Here is a 19435-nt window from a genome sequence, read left to right on the forward strand (position 1 = left end):
AGCGATTCCGCCTCCGGTGGGCCCGTGACCAAGTACCGCTGGTTGGTTCTCTAAAACGGTCGATTATACACATTGTAGACGGGTATCGCACAGTAACTGGTGAAACGAGGCTTTAACGATGTCCTAGCAGTACAAGATTTTGATAATTGAGGATGGAAATCTGCATCCCGTGAGTGTTTGAAGTACTCAAAAAAGGCATGTAACCACTCCTGATACGACTAAATTATGTGTACAGATAGCTGCAGGCACTGCTTTGAATGTCTTTTGCACGACACTCTCGGATTTATTCGTTGTCTGCTCGGTGAATTTGAGCACATCAAACAACGCGCCAAGGTCGAAACGCACACCGGGATCAGGGATGGTCTACTGGTCGCTCGGGTGGAGCGTCATTTGGGCTGTGATGGCCCGAATAACGCGTGGATGATTCGCACAATCTCTGATCAGCAGGTTTGAATACAGAGAACGAAGCATGCCGAGACGACCATGACGGACCACTGCTGTAAGATCGGGCGCACGATCGCCACCTACGACTTGGGGGAGCGCGCCATCGAAGACGGATTCGACGAGGAACTCGCGGCACGCTGGGTTGGTGACCACGGCTTCCCTGAGACTGCTACACGACCGCTTACGGATTGGTTCAACACGGAGCTGCTGAAATCGGTTTACGACAGCCACAACCGAAAGGCGATCGACGTCCACATCCAATCAGAGTACGATGCCCTCCAATCAGACGACGCGGTGACGCGCGGCGAAATCATCGACGACCTCGCGGACGACGGGATCGACGGAACGGAGCTCACCACCGACTTCGCCACGCGATCAACGATGTACCGCCATCTCACCCAGTGTCTCGGCGCGAACAAAAGCAAACAGCGCTCGAACAGCGACTGGGAATCGGATAAGATCGAATACGCGCGGGACACGATGCGGACGAACATCGAAGACGTGCTCCAATCCCTTGACCGAAAGGGAGAGCTTCCGAACGGCGCGGACGCCACTGTACGAACACAGATTATTCTCCAGTGCCACGTTGACGGGTGTTCTACGCAGACCCGGCTCAGCCGTGCACGAACACGTGGGTTCATCTGTCGAGCCCATTCCGACGTGGCCTAGAACGCCCCGGTTATTGTTAGTACGCTATTGTTTCCGCGGCTCGGATCATCTAGTGAGTGTATAACATCGCTCCTTTTATTATCGATCTAACTAGAACTCAGAGTATGTGGAACGTAGATGTAACTTGCATCGGTGGCATTCGTTCCGGCGAGGCAACACTGCGCCCCGGCCCAAACATCGTTCAAGCTTCGAACTTCCAGGGCAAATCGAGTTTCCTCGCTGCGATCCAGACCGCAATCGGAACCACCGGGCTGCTCACAGAGGATCACCCGTTGATGGAGAACGAAGACGACGGCAAGGTCACGCTTGAAACCGACGAAGAGACGTACACCGTCTCTCTCACGCGAGCGACCGACAGCGACGAACCCGCGATCTCGCGCAGCGGAACGCCATATCTCACACGAGACCAAGACCAGATCGCTGCTCGCTTGTTTGCTGTTCTGGGCGAGGACAATCCCATCCGTGCCGCCGTGCGGGAGGAAAACCAAGAACGCCTGACCGAGCTCTTGAAGAAGCCGCTTGAGACTGAGAACATCGACCTGCGTATCGAGGCGCTCCAACGCGAGATCAAGGAGCTCGAAGACGAAGTCGCCGCAGCCGAAGCCGCCTCCGCGGACCTGCCCGCGGCACAGCAGAAAGTGACGCGGCTCCAAGGGGAGCTTCGCGACCTCAACGAGACACGTGACGAACTCGAACGTAAGGTCGACGAAGAAACCGATCAGCGCGCCCTCCGGGACGAACTGACGGCCAAACAGTCGGATCTCGAACGCGAGGAGGCCCGCCTCGAACGCCTCGAAAACCAGGTCGACCGCCGGAAAGCGCAACTCGACGACAAGGAGGCGGCGCTCGAATCACTCGACATCCCAGACTCCCCCACAGCAGAGGCGGACATCGCCGAAAAGCAGACCCGAATCGACGAATTAGCAGTGAAAATCGACCTGCTTGACGATCTCCACCGCAGCACCAAGGCGATCATCGACGAGGGAGAAATAGATCTCATAACGGACGTCGAACGCACCCTCTCCGGGGACACGTTCTCGTGTTTCGTCTGCGGCGCGGAGACCACGGCGGAAGCGGTCACCGAGCGGCTGAACGAGATCAGTGACCGACAGGAATCGTTGCGGGAACAGCGGGCCACGCTCACCGAGGAGGTGACTCAGATGCAGCAACGAACGCGTGAGATCGAGTCGAAGCGACAGCAAAAGGCAGAGCTCGAAGACGAGATCAAACGACTCCGCGTCGATATTCAGGAGGACCAACACGAGGTCCGGTCGATCGAAGCGACCATCGAGGAGCTTCAGGCGGAGATCGAACAACGCGAAGCCGAGTACGAAGCGGCTGAGAAGGCGGGCGAATCGCACAGCGCCGAACTGAAAACGATCCAGCAGAAGATCGGCAGCACGGAAACCAAGTTGGATCGAGCCCAAGCCGAACTCGAGCGTATCGAAGCGGAACTGCAGAAGCGAAACGACCGCCAAGAACAGCTGGAGACGAAGCGAGACGAGCTTGAAACCCTCAGACAGCGCCGGAAACAGAAGTACAACGAGCTCGTCAACCAGTTCGACGCAGCGATGGCGGACATCATCGGTCGGTTCGCACCCGGCTTTGACGGGGCGTACCTCGACCAGAAGACCGATGCAAACGACACTGTCGGATTCGAAATCAATCTGGCGCGCGACGGCCACACAACCGATTTAGACACTCTCAGCGAGGGGGAGCGCGAGCTGGTTGGGATCGTGACGGCGCTGGCGGGCTACCGAACGTTCAGTGTCGGCGACCGGGTTCCGTGCATTCTTTTGGATGGTATCGGACAGCTCGCAGCGGAACACATTCGGCACATGATCGAGTATCTAGAGAACACGGCCGAGATCCTGGTGACAACCGCGTATCCCGAAGCTGGATCGTTCGACGGTGAAACGGTGTCACCGGAACACTGGGATGTCATCTCACACGAGACAGCCCAGTCGAGAGACCACCCTCAAATCACGAATTAACAGCGACCGTTGCATTCGGTCGTGCACCATAGAGGCGGGTCGGACGTGTCCGAACGACTCGCTGTACATCGTCTGTCGGGGGTGATCGACACTCTCGTGCTTCAGTTGAACGTTGTCGCTTTTATTGGGAAATGCTGCTGAGAGTGTATTCACTGGCTTCCTACGTCCCGTGGATGGATCGAACCGCAATCTGGGACAGACTTACTATGTCTCAAATTCATGCGGGAGTCTGGTCCATGACCCGTATACAGATACGAGCGACCTTCCATGCTGAACGCTGTGCGCTTTGCAGGCACGCGCAAAGGACCCTATCCAAACAGCACCCAGGCAAAAGATATCGCGGTATATAATTTATGACGAGGGGTTGTCCTCGTCTCCATTCCACGAACGCGGCGCCGGGTCCACGTCTTCGATCCCCGCTGTAGCCTTATCACCGAGCTTCCCGGCTTCGATGTGTGAATACCGCTGTCGAACCATCTCCTCGGAGTTATCCAGGTACCGAGCTGCAACGGTATACCCGAACGACCGCACGAGGATTTCCCCCATCCCGCGACGCCCACCCATTCGTCTTTAGTTAAGAGCGAAACCGCCACATGGCGTAGGGCTGAACAGTGAAGAGAAGATTTCTATTCGCCCAAGACCAATCCGATATTAATTTAGCTAGGTCGTGGTTTTGAATGACGCTCTAAGAAGTTCGTGCACTCGGTGCACGAACTTCTCTACGAGTTAGAGCGTTTTCTGTTGCGGATAATCAGCTCTCGCGTCTGTTTGATTTGGTCTTCATCGTTCTGAAAATATGCTGTGAGGATGGCTTCAACGATCTCGGAGCGGCTTGCTCCGAGATCTGAACACTCATCGACGAGTGAATCGAGTTCATCAACGAGTTCAGTTCGGATGGAGACGCCCATTTTGGTTCGAGCCATAGTCTTAGACGCTCTTAGAAATACGTGCACCGGGTGCACGGTAAGATTATCGTCTTATTTCGATTTAGGTTAAAATATTATCAAAAGAGATCTCAGCCGCGTCTTGCACAGCGAAGAGATCCTACCGCTGTCACGCGATTTCTTAACTAAAGACGAATGCTCTTCCGACTATTGAGACCATTCTGAAAGATGGCCGGACATCGGACCAGCGGACTGCGCTCGATGCTGTTCTCTCGCTTGCGAAGGCCGAACCAGAACACGTTGAACCGCTCGCATCAACCTTGCTGACGTTCATTGAAGATCGAACGTTACCGATCCGGTCATCAGCGATTGTCGGCCATCTCGCAAAGGCTCGTCCAGATGTTGCGGTGCCAGCCATCGAGACATTCGCGGAGTGGCTTGATGCAGATGAGACACGGATCCGCGCAAATGGGCTCGCTGTCCTCGCAGACTTGGCTGAGACATATCCCGAGAAACTCCGTCCATACGCGCCACAAGCACGCGAATTTCTCGAAGACGATGACGAGTTAGTCAAATACAATGCAACATCGATTCTCGCCAGGGTCGCCACGGTTGCTCCAGATGCCGTTGAGCCAGCCACAGACGCGCTTCGAGAGGCTCTCTCAGTAGATCATCCGCCGACACAGCTGAACGCGTGTTGGGCGTTGGGTCGGATGGGTGCCCACGACGCTCGACCAGAACTGCAAACTCTTCGAGAGCAAACTGAAGTCGAAGACGTACAGGCAGCAGCAACCGCTGGATTAATGCTCTTATCTCTGTCCGAGTGCCCACGCTGTGGTGATCGCATCGAACCACATCAGGTGTCTGTTGCCGTCTATGAGCATACGAAGGCTCGGTGGGAATGTCCTTGGTGTGACTACAGTACGGTTGTGCGGCCAGAGTGAACCGCTTAGCAGTCAGGAATCGGTGTGTCCAATCGCGGTGACCACCGGGGTATTCGCGGTGAAGATCGCCTCCGCGACCCGTTCGGTGTTGAAGGCTTGGAGGCTCGAATCACTCCCACCGCCGCGGCCGACGATGATCGCATCGACGTCCGCCGAGCGGTCGAGATGGTGGATGCCGTTCGCGATGGAGGTCGGCGCGTCCGACCCCTGGACGGTGGCATCCTTCACTAAGATATCGACGGTAGGGTCCTGTTCGTGAATCGCGCTTTGGATGTCGTACCGGGCGTCTCCTCGAAGGGACGTGACGACGCCGACCCGCTCCGGGAACGCTGGCGGGCGCTGTTTCTGCTCGTCGTCGAACCAGCCACGCTCTTCTAACTCGCTTCGCAGTCGCTCGACGGCGGCCGCCTGGTCGCCGTCGCCGACGACGATCACCTCCCACGGTTTTAGGTCGATTTTCCCACCTTCAGTCCAGTAGTCGATATCGCCCTCGAGGATGACTTCGGTCCCGTCCTCGAGGTCGGCGTCCATCTCCCGGTAACGGTTCGCCCAGATCATACAGGGGAGCTCGGCGTCACCGTCGGTGAGCGTAAAGTAAAGCGCCGTGCTGTTCTGGTGGAGGTCGGTGACCTCGCCGATACAGCGGACGCCGTTGAGGGCAGGCGTGTCCTGGACGACCGACGCGATCCGGTCGTTCAGCTGTGACACGCTAAGGACCTCTCTCGCATCGGGTTCGACCGCCTGCCGTTCGGTATCCGGTGCGTCCGCCATCTCCGTTTCCTAACTTCTGAACAGGAACCTCAAAAAGCTACGTTCGAGTGCGGGGTTAGCTGCGTTACGCAGGCCTACAGGTCGCGGGGCTGGACCGTCTTCCGGTCGTTGGCCTCGGCACGGTCGGCGGCGTCGTTGAGCAGTTCGGCAACTTCCTCGTTGAGGGCGTCGTAGAAATCGGCCGAGACGTTGTGCTCCGAAAGTTCGTCCTTCACGGCTGCTTTGACGATTAGGTCAGACATTCCATCGCAGGTTTCGCTTGGCCACCGTATAAAGGTTCGAACTTTCTCACCCCGGATTTCGGCCAAGTAGTATCGAGTATTCCCCTCTGAGCACCAGAGAACACTTAATCAATCCCCGAAAAGAAGAGAAATAGACAGATGCACGATTTAACCGGATTCCAGCGGGATATCTTGACCGTGATCGCCGGGCTCGACGAACCACATGGGCTCGCAGTCAAGGACGAACTCGAGGACTACTACGAACAAGAAATCAATCATGGCCGTCTTTATCCAAATCTCGACGACCTCGTCGACAAAGGCCTCCTCGAAAAGGGACAACTCGACAAACGCACGAACGTGTACACGCTCACACGGCGTGGGCGCCGTGAAATTGCTGCTCGTCGCGACTGGGAAACCCAGTACGTCGACCTCAGCGAGTAACACCTCTGTTTCCAGCGATCAGGGACGGTGGATGTCACCCACTCCAGCAACACTGCTTCTTTCGGACAGTTATCGGTTTAGAGACCATGGGCTCATTCAAGCAGGCCGAGCTCAGTGAGGCGATCTTTGACGTGTCCCAGCGCGTGCTTGGCGTCCTCAGATTCATTTGCGCCGGTAATCACGAGTTTGCCACTGCCGAACAAGAGAACGACGACGTCGGGGTCGTCAAGCCGGTAGACAAGGCCAGGGAACTGTTCGGGTTCATACTCGATTTGCTCTAAGCCGAGCCCGATTGCGATTGCGTTCAAGTTCAGCGACTGCTCGAGGCTGGCACTGGAGACGATGTTTTGCACCTCGATCGGCGGATTACTCGCGACATCGATGCCTAACTCGCGGATATCATCGAAAACGATCCCGAGGGCTTCGTGAACGTCATCGACGCTTTTCGCACCAGTGCAGACGACTTTGCCCGACCGGAAGATCAGCGTGGCTGACTTCGGTTCCTGGAGGCGGTAGACGATTCCCGGAAAGTCCTCGGGGTTGTACTCGGCGCCGGGAAGGTCTGTGGAGAGTTGGTCGAGGGCGAGTTCTTGGCCGAGATCACTGGATGCAACAACGTTCTCGATGTGAATCGTGTCTGCCAGCGTGCTCATACAGAGTGTTCCTCGGACAACTCACTTAAAGTACGGCGGGTGAAAATTTGGGGCTCTGTTGAAACTCTCAACGGCTACTAGATTCGAGCGTAGGTCGCTAAGTACAGAGAATTCTCTTATCAGCTCGATTGATTAGTGGCTTAGGTTAACTTCTTTACTTCTCCTTGGTCAACTATTCTCAAGTCCTCCCATTTCAGGATGATGTTCAAGTTTTCTACAACTTGCGCTCTATCTTTATCATTCTCAATATAGTGTCTAGGATGAGCTAATTTTTCAACAATAGATATTATATTTGATGGGTCTTCGTTATTTAGCTCTTTGAGGTTTTCTAAAATCGTACTCTTCCTTGCACTCTCTAAATCTATTCCTTTTTCTTTGGCCTCAACGGGGAATGTTGCAATCCACTCATGTATGCTGCCTTCTTTTGCATCATCCCAATCGATTTCAAAATTCAGACGTTCGAAAAATTTTTTAATTTCTGTCCCTTGTTTTATATCCCCGATAATTTCGGCGAGATAGTCCAGAGTTTCAGGGTCGAACTCTTCCAACCTGTCGTCTGTGAGAGGTTTTGTGCGATTTTCTAGTATCTCTTGGTAGAGCTCCTGGGCGATCTCGGAAACAGACATTGAATCTCCAGAAATCAGATATCGTTTGCCCAAAAGCTTGTGGTGGGAAAGTACATCTTGTGGTGTAATATCATAACAAACGGGGAGGATGACTTTATCCATCTCAGTCACATCCCGTTGGATTAGTGAATCTAATTCCTCTTGTGTCCAACTCTTCTCAAAGAAAGCTTCAGAAAGGATAACAACACCATAATCAGAGTTATGCAAACCGCGTTGAATTTCGTCCGGGATGCTATCTCCGACAGAGAGTTCAAAATCATCATACCATACGTTTAGACCGTAATTTTCCAACTCCTTAGCTAGAGGTTCTACAAATTCATCTTTATCTTCTCCCGCATGGCTTACAAAAGCATCCCACATATTTTCAGTTGCTTATTGCTATTTTAGCCCCTATGAGTTAAAAACTCACCTGTGAAAGTGATTCATCACAGGGCCATGCAGTGGCACGGGTTGAGCATGTAATTGGAATCCCCCTCCCGGAACTGAGCGAGGCTTGTACGAGCGCGCGTTTAAACAACTAACCTGTCATAGCTGAACTGTGCTACACTGTTGAATTGGTCAGTATAGAGGATGCATCTCCTTATTCCTAGGAGTATTCACCCAAAGAACAAACGGGTCAACTTGAAATTGGTTTCAATATGTCCGAGAATACGCCAGCACAGAATGAAGAGAAACCTCACAACGATAGTTCGTGGGCTACTTCAGAAATAACTCGAATCTTGAACCATCAACTCCAAGAAATACGGGAACAACGCAATCAAGCACTCAGGGTTCTCCGCGTGCAGTTTACCGTGGCTGGTATCCTTGTGGCGGCTCTAACCGCTGTTCTTTCGACTTCGATCACTACTGAACTACCCGTCAGAATTGTTGGAGAAGGGTTCTCAGGGGTAATAGCCGGACCGATAAGTGTAATTCTTGGAATATTCCTATTAGCTCGTGGCATTATTGGATTCTTTCGCGGAAGTTACTCAGCGTTAAACGTCCTCTCCGGTAGGCCCGTAAATTCGATTCCCTATTGGAAGCAAGTCACAAAGTTAGTTCTCCTTCTTGTCGGAAAAGGAGTTGACTATGATCCAACACGAAGGGCAATAATAGGCCCAGAAGCGGCTGATTTGAGGGATATTATTGAAGACGAGAATCCAGCCAGATTATTAGGGGATCAAATAGACTGTATTGAAAAGAACAGAGATATTATGGAAGACAACGAGGAGAATTTATTTCACCTATATCGCAAGATGGCTTGGGGATTAACAACATTTGGAATTGGGGTTGTGATTCTGACATTCACTCTACCATCTCTATCCTGATCTACTCATCCCATCGAAAACCGGAACTAACCCTACATCATACGCACACTCACTTACGGGTTGTTTCACCGTACATGATATCTGATCAATAGGATTTCAACAGCGGCAAATTGGTCACTCCATAGCCTAGCAATCTATGCGACAAGTATTGATTTGTGATGTTCTCGAGACTGGGTCTGGGGCGGTCGCGGACGCTGTTTGCTATCTCTAATTGTTAGTTTCGGCGCTGACAGAAAGCCTATGACCGATAAGATGACTGCTACTGGTATGCCGGAGTGCCAGAACTGTGGCAGTCACGTCACAGATGTCTACGTTCGTGTATTCACACCGGACTCTCTCGACGAGCCACGTGTGTGTCCGAACTGCGAGGACATGACCCGCAGCCGCGAGGGCGTCCGGGAGAAACGAACGTAGATACGCGCCACGTCTCTTTTGAGGGAGTCCCGAATCTCTGGATGCCCCGTTACCGAACCCCGTGTACAACCACGAAGTCGGGGCGAATCAAGCCGGTCACGTACACGGCATCGGCTGGTAGACTTCGGATGGACCGCCGACCCCGAACCTCGTAAATGAGACGATCAGCCTCACTGAGATCACGTATCGAGCCTATCGTTTAACTTCGCGACCACAGTAATTCTCTGTATGAAGTGCCACGTATGCGATGAAGAGATAGACACCTCCGGCAGTGAGACACCGACCGAGGCTGTGCTCAACCACTTCGAGTCGGAACACTGGAACTAGACACCAAGACACCGTCTGTCGTACTCTACCTCAGTGAAGATTGGCCTCATTTCAGACATCCACGCCAACCGCCCTGCATTAGCGGCTGTTCTGGCAGACATGCCACCTGTCGACGAGGTCGTGTGTGCAGGTGATGTCAAATTTGATTCTCCGCCACTCCCTCCCGAATGCAAATCATCGAACTGGCATCGAGATGCTGCAGTTCTGTATTGAGAGTGTGGACCCGGATCTGGATTTTGAGATGCTACGAACACACGTCGACGACGATACCTGGCGGAAGTGGGTCAATCCCTACATCGTCGATTCCAAGCGTCTCACCACAGTTCGCCGGAACAATCGCCGTTTCAAGCAACTTGAGGACCTGGACGTCGACTTCGTCGAACGGAAGGACGGGATCCAAATCCGATTAGCCGAGTTTGAGCTGGATATGCACTGGCGAGAAGCCCTTCCGAAGTACGCTGAGTAGCATGAATTCCACTGTACGGACTTCGCGCAGGCAGTCCTCCAACGTGCAGAACGGGACGATTTACTCGACCGTCAAGGACCAACGAAACAAGAGTTCATCACGTATCCGGAGGACGGGCTCGTCGAACGGGACTTCAGAGAAATGTTCTGATCAGTCGCGAAGCTCGGCGACCGACTGACCGACCTCACGGACGTGTTCACTTCGCTCGAGGTCGAGTTCCTCGGCGAGGTAGTCAACCGTCTCTTCGAGGCTCATATGGAAAGAAGTCTGTCTAGCGCGATAAACCTAGTGCTGGCGCAAAGGTTCGGATATTCTGGCCCCGGATTTCAGCCATAGACTGCAACACCTACGAGGATGTCAGAGGGGACTTATTCAACCCAGTAGAGTGGCAGACAACTACAAAATTTGAGCGCGTGAAAGAAGAGAACAGTATTACTGAGGTTCCCCAACCTCAGTTAACGCCTCGAATTCCTCGGCGCAACGTGCACCGTTCTCCGTGAATGCACCGTACTCAAAGTCTGGCTCGCCAAGATACGTGAACGTCACCCATCCATCTGAGAAATCACCGACATCGTAGTAATCCTCATCAAGCCACCGCCCGATTTCGAAGCCTTGCATCATCTCCTCCTCTTGATACACCGCAAGCACTAGAGTCACGTCGTCGCTAACCGCATCACGCGCTGGCCCGAACTTGTTTTTGAGCTTCCTATCAATCGAATTCGTCGTTCGCTTCCCCATCCCGAACCCAAACCCACCTTCCAGTACCTCAGCATGGTCCGGTTTCGTGACTTCAATCCAGATATCCTGGTCGTCGGTGTTGAGCCGCAAGTCAAAATCCTTCGAATCACGATCGTCGGAAAGCTCCGCGTTCATCGATACCTGCTCCGTACCGTACAATTCTCGCAGGTAGTATAGAAGGTACAGTTCGGCAAATACGGAATTGATTCGATTCACATCGCCTTTCTCGATTTCTCTCAACCAGTCTTTCGTCGGATCTGAATCGACATCCACCGCAGTGAGGTACTTGTTGATTATCTTGAGATCGGGGCGTTTGAACTTCCCCAGAAGTTCTTCCCCGTCAATCCGGGTTTCCCCGAGTAACTCGGCGATGTTCGGGTATCCGCGAGGTGACGGAATCAGGTATTCGTGAGGGTGCGTCGCGTCTAAGACGCGCTGGATACCGTGCGCGTACAGCGTGTATGACGTTGATTCACCGTCAGGGTGTACTTCGACCACCTCGCACCCGAACCGGTGCTCGAACTCGGGTTCCGGAGCGTAAATGTGAACGATATCCCCGACGTCGTACGGTTCGTCGGCAGGCTCGAACTCTGATGTCATTCTAGGTAATCACGTGGTCACTCGCAGAATTCGGGGTTGTACTCGTGCTCGAATCGTTGCTCGTACTGCGTGTTCTCGAAATAGAAGTTCGGAACAAGGTCGTACGTCGTCGCATCCTCGCACGGCACCGCGGAGAAATCGCTCATATTGCTCACACGCACCGTGTCCTCAATACCGCCGGGAAGGTCGGTGATAGTGCCGTACCCGTCGCTGATGCGCTCATCGCCCGCGTACACGTTCACATCGATCTGCAGCGTCCCGATGGTGCTGTCGGTCTTGTTCCGGACGGTCCCTTCGAGGATTGACCGGCCGCGCCATTCCTGATTCGTGATCTCGATGATGTCGGTAAGTTGCGTGCCAGTCGAATCAGTACCACTGTCGCCGTTACTGTCACTACCACTGTCACTGTCGCTGCTGCATCCTGCGAGTGCTGCAGCTGCTGTTGTACCTGCGAGCGTCAATACGTGCCGTCTCGTAGTCATGTGTGCGAATTCACACTACCCCATGTTAAACAACCAGTCATCTCGAACGGTGGCGATATCGGAGAACACTCAAGCGATGAGTATCAGTGACGGTTAGACGCACACCACTGCGTCCCGCGGTCGGCGCACCACCACCGGCCGCGACAGGTGCCCAGTCCACCACGACCGGATTCACTCTCTACAGTAGTGGGGCCTTCGAGAGTAGACCACTCCCTCAACCCAACTTACTCGCTCTTGTAACGGACCTTCTCGATATCTGCTGCTAAGTCCTCTGGGTGCCGATCTCGATAGGAGGCATGCGTTGTCTCGATGGACTTGTGTCGAAGAACCTCCTGTGCGCTTTCGGCGGCGACCTCGCCGTAGAGATCGTCACCGAGTCCACGCCGGCCACCGTGCGGCTTTAAATAATCGCCGTCGATATCGACGTCCGCCTCCTCGCAAAGCCTCTTCAAGAGCGTTCTCGCGCCCTCTGTCGTCAACGCTGGCGGCGCAACCTCGTACTCGCGCAGCACCTCGTCGATTTCGCAGTCTTCCAGGACTCCCTCGATTTCCTCGTCCTCGTATTCGCGGTCAGCCAGCTCGTTGCGAACGGCCCGGTATTTCGAGGCTGCATCGCCGGTCGGGATGACGGGCCATTCGTCGGGAGCGTCGATGAGTCGCCGGTAGCGCGCCAGCTTCTCCGCGGTCACCTCCGGCAGTGATACCGATTCTTGGTCGCCGGACTTCCCGAGGACAGTCATCACGCCTGCCTCGAGGTTGACGTCTTCCCACCGGAGGCCGTTGCGGCGTTCGTCGCGACTGACGCTGCAGACCTCCGCACCGCGGACGCCGGTATCAGCGAGGATGTAGACAAGCGAGCGGTCCCGAAACGCGCGTGCGGCGTCGCTGGCGTCCTCCTCAAGTGCAGCATGGGCGCGTTCGTCGACGTAGTTGAGCAATCGTTCGCGGGCGTCCGCATTCCAGAACTGTTGCTCAACGTCGTTGCTCTTCGACGGGAGTACTTCTTCGGCGGTGGTCGTTGCGAGCGGGTTCTGGTCGATTTCGCCGCTGCGTTGCCACCAGCCAAACGTGGCGCGAGCGAGCGCGAAATACGTCCGGATGGAGTTCGCGGCGAGCTCGTCGTCTTTCACGAGGTGGATAACCCAATCTCGGGCGTCCTGTTCGTCGACGTCCTCGACGGCGTCGACGTCGTTGTTCTCGGTGAGGAACTGGAACAGGTTGTTGACGGCGACCCTCGTGATTTGCTGGGTCTGTGGGCTTTCGAGGCTGACCATCCGGTCGTCGAGGAGGGTTTCGAGGTCGCGAACCCCAGGAGTAGCGTCGTTGTTAGACATCTAAATCACGCTTCCACGCGTTGAAACACTCTGCATCGTGGAGTACGAAGGATTTGTAGCGGACGCCTCGGCCACCGCCAGCGCCGAATCTGAGGGTCGTATGGAGATGGTAGTTGCTGGTATCGAGGTCCTCGTCGCAGCCATCACAGGCGACGACTTCGCTGTTGTTTACGACGGCGCGTTTCGCGATTGGGCCAGCATCGACGTTTTGGTGGGAGATAGACGCTCGCTGTGGGATGTCCATCGTTCGTGTTGACCGGAGGGCGGCCACCCCCTTAGTTCTGGTTTGTTTTACTGTCCTAAACCAAACCAACTGCAGCGGAGCGAAATCACGCCCCTCGAACCCTGAAACACCAACTATGGCTGAATAAGCACAATCTTAAACTCCATGTCGCTATACAGAATTTTTGCATGTGGAAGTTGAGACTACGGCGGGTTTAGCGGGGCTGTAATGCGTGGTTTCGGGCGAATTTGTGAGGGGAGGACGCTTCGAATCCTCTTTCGAGGATCTTCTCGTGTCGTACTACCGACCAGATCGGTGAGTTTCCGAGATCCCCGACAGCGTTGCCACTCAGGAATCCGCATTGCCCCGGACCGAGTACCGCCCTATCCAATTCCAGTCTCCTTCTTCAGCAGCGTCAGCGTATTATCGGCAGTCACCATCGGTGCGTGTTCGTACTCACCCGTCAACTCGACTTGGACGAGTAGGTCGACTGCTCGCCAAATGGAGTACAACAAACAGGCGAACGCGAAGTAGAAGAACCGCAGCCCGAAATTCGTCGACGTCGTCGCAGCCATGAATCGCTTGATCGACCGATAGCCACTCTCAATCTCCCACCGATGGCCGTACTCACTGAGAAAGCCGCCACCTCGGTTGGACATGAACACCGAGTACTGCCGGTGATCGTCGTGTTCAGAGTTCTCTTTACGTCGGTAGATCAGCGTCGTCTCGTGCCACTCGTTCTTCCCGAGATGGAGTTTGCGGTCGGTCTCGTACCGGTCTTGCCCCCGTTGGAGGAGTCGTTTTGCCTGGGCTTTCTCGCTAGCCTGCATCCGCTTTGGGACAACATAGGAGAGTCCCCGCTGGCTAATCATCTCCAAGAGGTGCTGACTATCGAACTCTCGGTCCATTAGCACGTTATCGACGTGAACGAGCTCTTCAGCGGAGTTGAGCAGGTCCTTGACGATCTCCTTTCGTGACTCGCCTCGTCGAACTGGGCGGGCATCAAGCACGAGTGGAACAGCGTTGCCGACCAGCTGGACGGTCGCCCATTGGTAGGCGTACTCGTCGTTCTTCTCCTTCGTTCCGATTATCTCGTCCTCGTGGCCGGTTCGGTCGCCCGTGAAGGGATCGTCCTCAGTGATGTCGATCGCGACGATTCCAGCTCGGAAGAACTCCTCCGTCCCCGCAAGTTCGTTGGTGAGTTGCTGGACGGCCTGTCGGTACATCTCGCGGATCTGCTCGATAGGGAGGTCACGAATCTGGTCGCGGTGGCCGTGTCCGAGTGGTGTTCGATCACGCGTCGACTCGTGGATGAAGCTCTGAGCGCCCTCGTTGGCGGCCAAGTTCTCACGGAGCCCCAGATAGGTCTGTAAGCCCCAGTAGGCGTTCTCAGGAATCTCACAGCCCTCGCCCCGGTTGAGCGAGAACGCGGGGAACACGACGCGACTGATGTGGTCGGTGATCTTCCCTGCCTTGTCGAGGATGGCTTGGTCGTTTGGGTCCGATTCAGTAGCGTCGTCGCCTCGCCCCGGGAGGTTTCGTTCTGGTTCGCGTGGTACCGCGACACCTGCGTTCTGTGCTTTGATCAGGATTGTTCGAGCCGCTTTCTGGACAGTGTCCCGAAGATCTCGCGTGAAGCGCTCGTTCCATGTGCGCCACAGTGTCGATTGATCGGGAACCGTCCCCAACTCTAGGCGTTCACAAAGTTCGGGATGGCTATCAAGGTACTCGAGGAGTGCTGTTTCGTTCTTCCATCCGTGGAGTTCTTTCAGCATGAACACACGAAAGAGGGTATCCATCTCGTAGCATGTCGATCTTCTGTAGCGGTCGTGGGCCTCGAATCTGAAGTAGGCGATTGGGAGTGTGCAGATGAACTGCTCCAGTGAGTCGTGTTCGTGGTGAGTAAACCAGACTTCCGAGACGATTTGAATATCCGATTCTAATCCGGCGAGTGAGGTTTGATCGTACAACGGCGTCGAATCATAGACTGGCCACTGGACGTACGGCTGTTGAGCGATTCGTCGAAAGACCGTGCGCTGTGACTCCCAGGTCGCAACCACTACGAGATACTGGCCACGACCCGGCCAAGAATCCGTCTAACTGATCAGTATAGAGCGTCTATCTATCAGTCTGGACACTAGTGATTTCGAATCGTGCGCCTTCCTCGTCGCTGTCGGTCACGGTGATCTCCCACCCGTGAGCGGCAACGAACTGCTTGACGATATACAGCCCAGGCCCTCACCGTTGGTTGAGTCCTCCAATTCAAACACCTGCTCACCTACGTCTTCAGAGATACCCGGCCCAGCGGCTGCCACGTAGAAGCCGTCCTTCAACTCACCAATCGTCATAGGCACGTCCGCAATCCCGTATTCGACCGCATTCCAAATCAAATTCTCCACCACTTGCCGGAGCCGACTCGCATCAGCCTGAATCGTTTGCTCTGTGTCGGTGACCAGCGTCGTATCGGCTGTTGGAATGGTCTGCCAGCACTCACTGTCTCCGCAAGATCAATCGCCTCGACCTCGCTCCGCCTCACCCTCCATCCTTATCTGAGCACTGCTGTGAATGGAAACCCAAGAATTATATCTTCGTCAACTGGCTTGGCTAGCGTGGTTTACGAGACAGGAAATCGCACCGTCGACGACGCTGTCGCCCGCGTACTCGACGGCGAGACACTCGACCGCCGGGATGGACTCGCGCTGATTGCCCAGCCGGTCGAGCCCCTCGCCGAGGGGGCGGACTACGTTCGCTCCCAGCTTGGCGACGACACTGTCGACGCGTGTTCTATCGTGAACGCGAAGGCGGGAAATTGCGCAGAGGACTGTGGGTTCTGTGCGCAGTCAGTCCACTTCGACACTGGTATCGACACCTACGGCTTTCTTGACCCCGAAGAAATCCTCAAGGCGGCCAAGCAGGCCGAACGCGACGGCGCTCAGCGCTTTGGTGTCGTCGTGGCCGAGAAAGGCGTCTCCAAGGAAAAACGCCCCGACGAGTGGGACGACGTCATCCGCGCAATCCGCTTAGTACGAGACGAAACCGACATCGAAGTCGACGCCTCCCTCGGGATTCTTACCGAAGAAGAGGCCGCGATTCTTGCGGACGAAGGGCTCAACCACTACAACCATAACATCGAAACCTCGCCGCGGTTCTTCCCCGAAATTGTCGGAACCCATGACTTCGGAGACCGCGTAAAGACGCTCGAAGTCGCCAAGGAAGCCGGCATGGACCTCTGTGCCGGCGTCATCCTGGGTATGGGCGAATCGCCCACCGACCGCGTGGATGCGGCCATCGCGCTCCAGGATATCGGCGTCTCCTCGCTCCCCGTCAACATCCTCAATCCGGTCGCCGGGACGATGTTCGACGACCGAGAGGAAGCACTCATATCCACGACGGAGACCATCAAGACCATCGCGGTCTACCGGCTGCTCCACCCGCACGCGCGAGTGCGACTCACCGGCGGCCGCGAGGTCAACTTTGCTGAGGACGAGCAACACCTCCCCTTCGAGGCCGGCGCAGATGGCATCCTCACCGGGAACTACCTCACCACCGAGGGTCAGTCGCCCGGCGACGACATCGAGATGATGGAGCAGGCCGGCATGGAGCCCAATACCGAGGTCAACAATTTCGACCCGGAAGAAGTGAAATCCCGTGGCGACGACTCGGCCGACGCCGCGGACACGGCGGTCGGGACAGCCACGAGCAAGGCGGAACTGTCTGATGACTAACACAGAGATACAGCAACAGCTATGAACGACATCAACTTCGCCGTTCTCGGCACTGGTGGTATCGGCCGTCGCGCACTCGAAGTCTCCGCGGACAAAGACGAACTCACCCCTATCGCAGCCTGCGACCGCCATGGGGTTGCCGTCAACCACGACGGCCTTGATGTGGACGAACTGCTGGCCGCAACGGAGGGGAACATCGCTTCCGACGGCGGGACTACCGTTGAATCCGGCGGTGACGGCATCAAGGAACACGGCGACGACAAGGGCGTCGTCGCCTCCGCAGAGGCAGTGCCGACGGAGACGCCTATCGAGGACATCATCGCGGAACACGAGGCCATCGACGCGGTACTCATCGCGCTGCCGAACCTCGAACACGACTTCATCCCGACTGTCGCCGAGCGCTTCGCGAACGCAGGCTACGAGGGCGTCCTTGTCGACGTGCTCAAGCGTTCACGTGTCATCGGCATGCTCGACGACCGCGAGGAACAACTGGAAGAATCAGGCATCACATTTGTCTGCGGTGCGGGCGCGACACCCGGCCTCCTCACGGGAGCGGCGGCACTCGCCGCCCAGTCGTTCATCGAGATCGAGGAGGTCGAAATCTGGTGGGGCGCCGGCCTCAAGTCCGGCTACGAGGACAACCGCGGCACCGTCCGCGAGGACATCGCCCACCTCCCCGACTACGACATCGAATCGGCACGCGCCCTTTCGGACGAGGAGATCGAGGAAATCGTCGACGCTCACGACGGCGTCATCGAGTTCAACGACATGGAGCACGCCGACGACGTGCTTCTCGAACGGGCGGGTATCTGCGACGCTGAGGACGTGACCGTCGGCGGCGTCCTTGACCTTCGCAACGACGAGAAGCCCACAACGACGACCGTCAAAGTCACCGGTCGCACGTTCGATGGCGAGGTCGGTACCAACACGTTCGAACTCGACGACGACACGAGCATGGAAGCCAACGTGAACGGCCCTGCACTCGGCTACCTGAAGGCTGCCGTCCGCCGCAACTGGACCGGCGATTACGGCGTCTACGGGCCTGCCGAGCTCATGCCCGGGTTCTGAACCGTGCCGACGAGCGATGCGGCCGAGAGTGGGAGCGTCGCGGACGACGCGGAGACGAGCCACGGGTTCGCACTCACGGAGCGCCTCGCGGCACGCCAGGAACGCGGTCTTCGCCGGGAGCTCCAGCCGGTCGACCGCGTCTCCGCACGGACGCGGAGGGCACCGGATCCACGGGGCGGCCGACCCGAGTACGGCGAGGAGCGCCTCGTCTTCGCGGCGAACGACTACCTGGGACTCGCGGCCGACGAGCGGGTCCGTCGGGCGGCCCGGGAGGCGACGGCCATCGGCACCGGCGCGGGAGCGAGTCGTCTCGTCACTGGCGACACTGGTCTCCACCGCGCGCTCGAACGCGACCTCGCCGACGCCAAGGGGACTGAACGCGCCCTTGTGTTCTCGTCGGGGTATGCCACCAACGTCGGGACCATCAGCGCCCTCGACCCAGACGTGATCTTCTCCGACGAACTCAACCACGCGAGCATCATCGACGGGTGTCGGCTCGCAGACGCGGAGACGGTCGTCTACGATCACTGCGACCCCGACTCGCTGGCCGAGGCGATGGCGACGCGGCAGCGCGACGGTGCGGCCGACGCGTCGTGGCTGGTGGTGACCGACTCGGTGTTCAGCATGGATGGCGATGTCGCTCCACTGTCCGACCTCTGCGACGTCGCCGATCGGTACGGGGCATGGCTGATGGTCGACGAGGCACACGCAACCGGGCTCTACGAGGAGGGCGGTATCGTCCAGCGCGAGGGACTGACCGACCGCGTCCAGGTCCAGATGGGGACGCTGTCGAAGGCGCTCGCCAGCCAGGGTGGCTACGTCGCGGGGAGCGAACCGCTCGTCGAACACCTGCTGAACGCCGCGCGATCGTTCGTCTTCTCGACCGGGCTGGCACCGCCTGCAGCTGGTGCGGCCCGCGAGGCACTCCGCATCGCCCGCGAGGGACCGCGCCGCGAACAACTGTGGGAGAACGTCGCGCGGCTGCGAGAGGGGCTCGACTCCCTCGGGTACGACGTCCTCGGGGAGACGCAGATCCTCCCCGTCCTCGTCGGTGATAGCGCGGACGCCGTCGCGCTCTCGGCGGCACTCCGCGAACGCGGCGTG

19 protein-coding genes and 3 pseudogenes are annotated in these 19435 nt (G+C 56.5%); 12 read left to right on the forward strand and 10 right to left on the reverse strand.

The window, feature by feature from the left end:
* Positions 1-483 precede the first annotated feature (483 nt).
* Both rdfA and sph1 read left to right on the forward strand, forming a co-directional pair.
* Positions 484-1113 carry a rod-determining factor RdfA gene (gene rdfA, locus ACOZ32_RS13785; RefSeq protein WP_010904163.1) on the forward strand — a complete coding sequence of 210 codons (630 nt, stop codon included), beginning with the start codon at positions 484-486 and terminating at the stop codon, positions 1111-1113.
* A gap of 104 nt (positions 1114-1217) precedes the next feature.
* Positions 1218-3107, forward strand: coding sequence for an SMC-like protein Sph1 (gene sph1, locus ACOZ32_RS13790; RefSeq protein ID WP_010904164.1), 1890 nt, complete (start codon positions 1218-1220; stop codon positions 3105-3107).
* 351 nt (positions 3108-3458) lie between these two features.
* Here sph1 and ACOZ32_RS13795 read toward each other — a convergent pair.
* Positions 3459-3668: pseudogene (locus tag ACOZ32_RS13795) on the reverse strand (site-specific integrase); the annotation flags it as partial.
* A gap of 730 nt (positions 3669-4398) precedes the next feature.
* Here ACOZ32_RS13795 and ACOZ32_RS13800 point away from each other — a divergent pair.
* Positions 4399-4935, forward strand: a complete 537-nt coding sequence (locus tag ACOZ32_RS13800) for a HEAT repeat domain-containing protein (RefSeq protein WP_424335321.1) — start codon at positions 4399-4401, stop codon at positions 4933-4935.
* A 12-nt stretch (positions 4936-4947) separates the two neighbouring features.
* Here ACOZ32_RS13800 and xseA read toward each other — a convergent pair whose 3' ends face one another.
* Both xseA and ACOZ32_RS13810 read right to left on the reverse strand, forming a co-directional pair.
* Positions 4948-5706 (reverse strand): exodeoxyribonuclease VII large subunit, encoded by a 759-nt coding sequence (gene xseA / locus ACOZ32_RS13805; RefSeq protein WP_285253055.1) that lies wholly within the window; start codon positions 5704-5706, stop codon positions 4948-4950.
* 74 nt (positions 5707-5780) lie between these two features.
* Positions 5781-5948: a DUF1931 domain-containing protein gene (locus ACOZ32_RS13810; protein WP_135823190.1), complete on the reverse strand. Its 168-nt coding sequence runs from the start codon at positions 5946-5948 to the stop codon at positions 5781-5783.
* Positions 5949-6086: 138 nt separating this feature from the next.
* Between ACOZ32_RS13810 and ACOZ32_RS13815 the strand changes: the two genes are divergently transcribed.
* On the forward strand, positions 6087-6368 hold the full coding sequence (locus ACOZ32_RS13815) for a PadR family transcriptional regulator (RefSeq protein ID WP_135830702.1): 282 nt from the start codon (positions 6087-6089) through the stop codon (positions 6366-6368).
* A 92-nt stretch (positions 6369-6460) separates the two neighbouring features.
* Here ACOZ32_RS13815 and ACOZ32_RS13820 read toward each other — a convergent pair whose 3' ends face one another.
* Positions 6461-7021, reverse strand: a complete 561-nt coding sequence (locus ACOZ32_RS13820) for a TATA-box-binding protein (RefSeq protein ID WP_135823192.1) — start codon at positions 7019-7021, stop codon at positions 6461-6463.
* A gap of 140 nt (positions 7022-7161) precedes the next feature.
* Complete coding sequence (locus ACOZ32_RS13825) at positions 7162-8007, reverse strand: TIR domain-containing protein (RefSeq protein ID WP_424335322.1); 846 nt, start codon at positions 8005-8007, stop codon at positions 7162-7164.
* Between the two features lie 278 nt (positions 8008-8285).
* Between ACOZ32_RS13825 and ACOZ32_RS13830 the strand changes: the two genes are divergently transcribed.
* The 4 genes and pseudogenes from ACOZ32_RS13830 to ACOZ32_RS13845 form a co-directional block, all read left to right on the forward strand.
* The gene (locus tag ACOZ32_RS13830) at positions 8286-8954 is read left to right on the forward strand and encodes a hypothetical protein (protein ID WP_424335323.1); all 669 of its coding nucleotides are present in this window, start codon (positions 8286-8288) and stop codon (positions 8952-8954) included.
* 267 nt (positions 8955-9221) lie between these two features.
* Entirely contained in the window at positions 9222-9368 is a 147-nt protein-coding gene (locus ACOZ32_RS13835) for a DUF7563 family protein (protein WP_285265679.1), read from the forward strand.
* Positions 9369-9728: 360 nt separating this feature from the next.
* A pseudogene (locus ACOZ32_RS13840) lies at positions 9729-9866 on the forward strand (metallophosphoesterase family protein); the annotation flags it as partial.
* Positions 9823-10311, forward strand: a pseudogene (locus ACOZ32_RS13845) (hypothetical protein); the annotation flags it as partial. The pseudogenes ACOZ32_RS13840 and ACOZ32_RS13845, both read left to right, overlap by 44 nt.
* Before the next feature lie 282 nt (positions 10312-10593).
* Here ACOZ32_RS13845 and ACOZ32_RS13850 read toward each other — a convergent pair.
* From ACOZ32_RS13850 to ACOZ32_RS13860, 3 genes are all read right to left on the reverse strand, one after another.
* A complete protein-coding gene (locus ACOZ32_RS13850; protein ID WP_424335324.1) occupies positions 10594-11499 on the reverse strand; it encodes a hypothetical protein in 906 nt (301 codons plus the stop codon).
* Between the two features lie 17 nt (positions 11500-11516).
* Positions 11517-11981, reverse strand: coding sequence for an FxLYD domain-containing protein (locus ACOZ32_RS13855; RefSeq protein WP_424335325.1), 465 nt, complete (start codon positions 11979-11981; stop codon positions 11517-11519).
* A gap of 224 nt (positions 11982-12205) precedes the next feature.
* Complete coding sequence (locus ACOZ32_RS13860; protein ID WP_424335326.1) at positions 12206-13315, reverse strand: tyrosine-type recombinase/integrase; 1110 nt, start codon at positions 13313-13315, stop codon at positions 12206-12208.
* A 37-nt stretch (positions 13316-13352) separates the two neighbouring features.
* Here ACOZ32_RS13860 and ACOZ32_RS13865 point away from each other — a divergent pair, with 37 nt between their 5' ends.
* Positions 13353-13571 carry a hypothetical protein gene (locus ACOZ32_RS13865; protein ID WP_353635564.1) on the forward strand — a complete coding sequence of 73 codons (219 nt, stop codon included), beginning with the start codon at positions 13353-13355 and terminating at the stop codon, positions 13569-13571.
* Positions 13572-13921: 350 nt separating this feature from the next.
* On the opposite strand, the gene ACOZ32_RS13870 is transcribed toward ACOZ32_RS13865, so the two are convergent.
* Both ACOZ32_RS13870 and ACOZ32_RS13875 read right to left on the reverse strand, forming a co-directional pair.
* On the reverse strand, positions 13922-15598 hold the full coding sequence (locus ACOZ32_RS13870; RefSeq protein WP_424335327.1) for a transposase: 1677 nt from the start codon (positions 15596-15598) through the stop codon (positions 13922-13924).
* A gap of 117 nt (positions 15599-15715) precedes the next feature.
* Positions 15716-16015: an ATP-binding protein gene (locus tag ACOZ32_RS13875; RefSeq protein ID WP_424335331.1), complete on the reverse strand. Its 300-nt coding sequence runs from the start codon at positions 16013-16015 to the stop codon at positions 15716-15718.
* A 132-nt stretch (positions 16016-16147) separates the two neighbouring features.
* On the opposite strand from ACOZ32_RS13875, the gene bioB reads away from it, so the two are divergent.
* The 3 genes from bioB to ACOZ32_RS13890 form a co-directional block, all read left to right on the forward strand.
* On the forward strand, positions 16148-17263 hold the full coding sequence (gene bioB / locus ACOZ32_RS13880) for a biotin synthase BioB (protein WP_285253690.1): 1116 nt from the start codon (positions 16148-16150) through the stop codon (positions 17261-17263).
* 21 nt (positions 17264-17284) lie between these two features.
* Positions 17285-18331, forward strand: coding sequence for a transcriptional regulator (locus ACOZ32_RS13885; protein WP_285253689.1), 1047 nt, complete (start codon positions 17285-17287; stop codon positions 18329-18331).
* A 3-nt stretch (positions 18332-18334) separates the two neighbouring features.
* Positions 18335-19435: aminotransferase class I/II-fold pyridoxal phosphate-dependent enzyme (locus ACOZ32_RS13890; protein WP_424335328.1), on the forward strand; the 1101-nt coding region annotated here is incomplete at its 3' end.

Source organism: Halobacterium sp. MBLA0001, assembly GCF_049705385.1.
In the GTDB taxonomy this organism is placed as follows: domain Archaea; phylum Halobacteriota; class Halobacteria; order Halobacteriales; family Halobacteriaceae; genus Halobacterium; species Halobacterium salinarum.

Coding starts and splice junctions, on each gene's coding strand:
- ACOZ32_RS13810 (WP_135823190.1), bottom strand. CDS start 5,948: ATGTCTGACCTAATCGTCAAAGCAGCCGTGAAGGACGAACTTTCGGAG.
- ACOZ32_RS13820 (WP_135823192.1), bottom strand. CDS start 7,021: ATGAGCACGCTGGCAGACACGATTCACATCGAGAACGTTGTTGCATCC.
- ACOZ32_RS13815 (WP_135830702.1), top strand. CDS start 6,087: ATGCACGATTTAACCGGATTCCAGCGGGATATCTTGACCGTGATCGCC.
- ACOZ32_RS13850 (WP_424335324.1), bottom strand. CDS start 11,499: ATGACATCAGAGTTCGAGCCTGCCGACGAACCGTACGACGTCGGGGAT.
- sph1 (WP_010904164.1), top strand. CDS start 1,218: ATGTGGAACGTAGATGTAACTTGCATCGGTGGCATTCGTTCCGGCGAG.
- ACOZ32_RS13860 (WP_424335326.1), bottom strand. CDS start 13,315: ATGTCTAACAACGACGCTACTCCTGGGGTTCGCGACCTCGAAACCCTC.
- ACOZ32_RS13885 (WP_285253689.1), top strand. CDS start 17,285: ATGAACGACATCAACTTCGCCGTTCTCGGCACTGGTGGTATCGGCCGT.
- ACOZ32_RS13825 (WP_424335322.1), bottom strand. CDS start 8,007: ATGTGGGATGCTTTTGTAAGCCATGCGGGAGAAGATAAAGATGAATTT.
- ACOZ32_RS13835 (WP_285265679.1), top strand. CDS start 9,222: ATGCCGGAGTGCCAGAACTGTGGCAGTCACGTCACAGATGTCTACGTT.
- xseA (WP_285253055.1), bottom strand. CDS start 5,706: ATGGCGGACGCACCGGATACCGAACGGCAGGCGGTCGAACCCGATGCG.
- rdfA (WP_010904163.1), top strand. CDS start 484: ATGACGGACCACTGCTGTAAGATCGGGCGCACGATCGCCACCTACGAC.
- ACOZ32_RS13855 (WP_424335325.1), bottom strand. CDS start 11,981: ATGACTACGAGACGGCACGTATTGACGCTCGCAGGTACAACAGCAGCT.
- ACOZ32_RS13830 (WP_424335323.1), top strand. CDS start 8,286: ATGTCCGAGAATACGCCAGCACAGAATGAAGAGAAACCTCACAACGAT.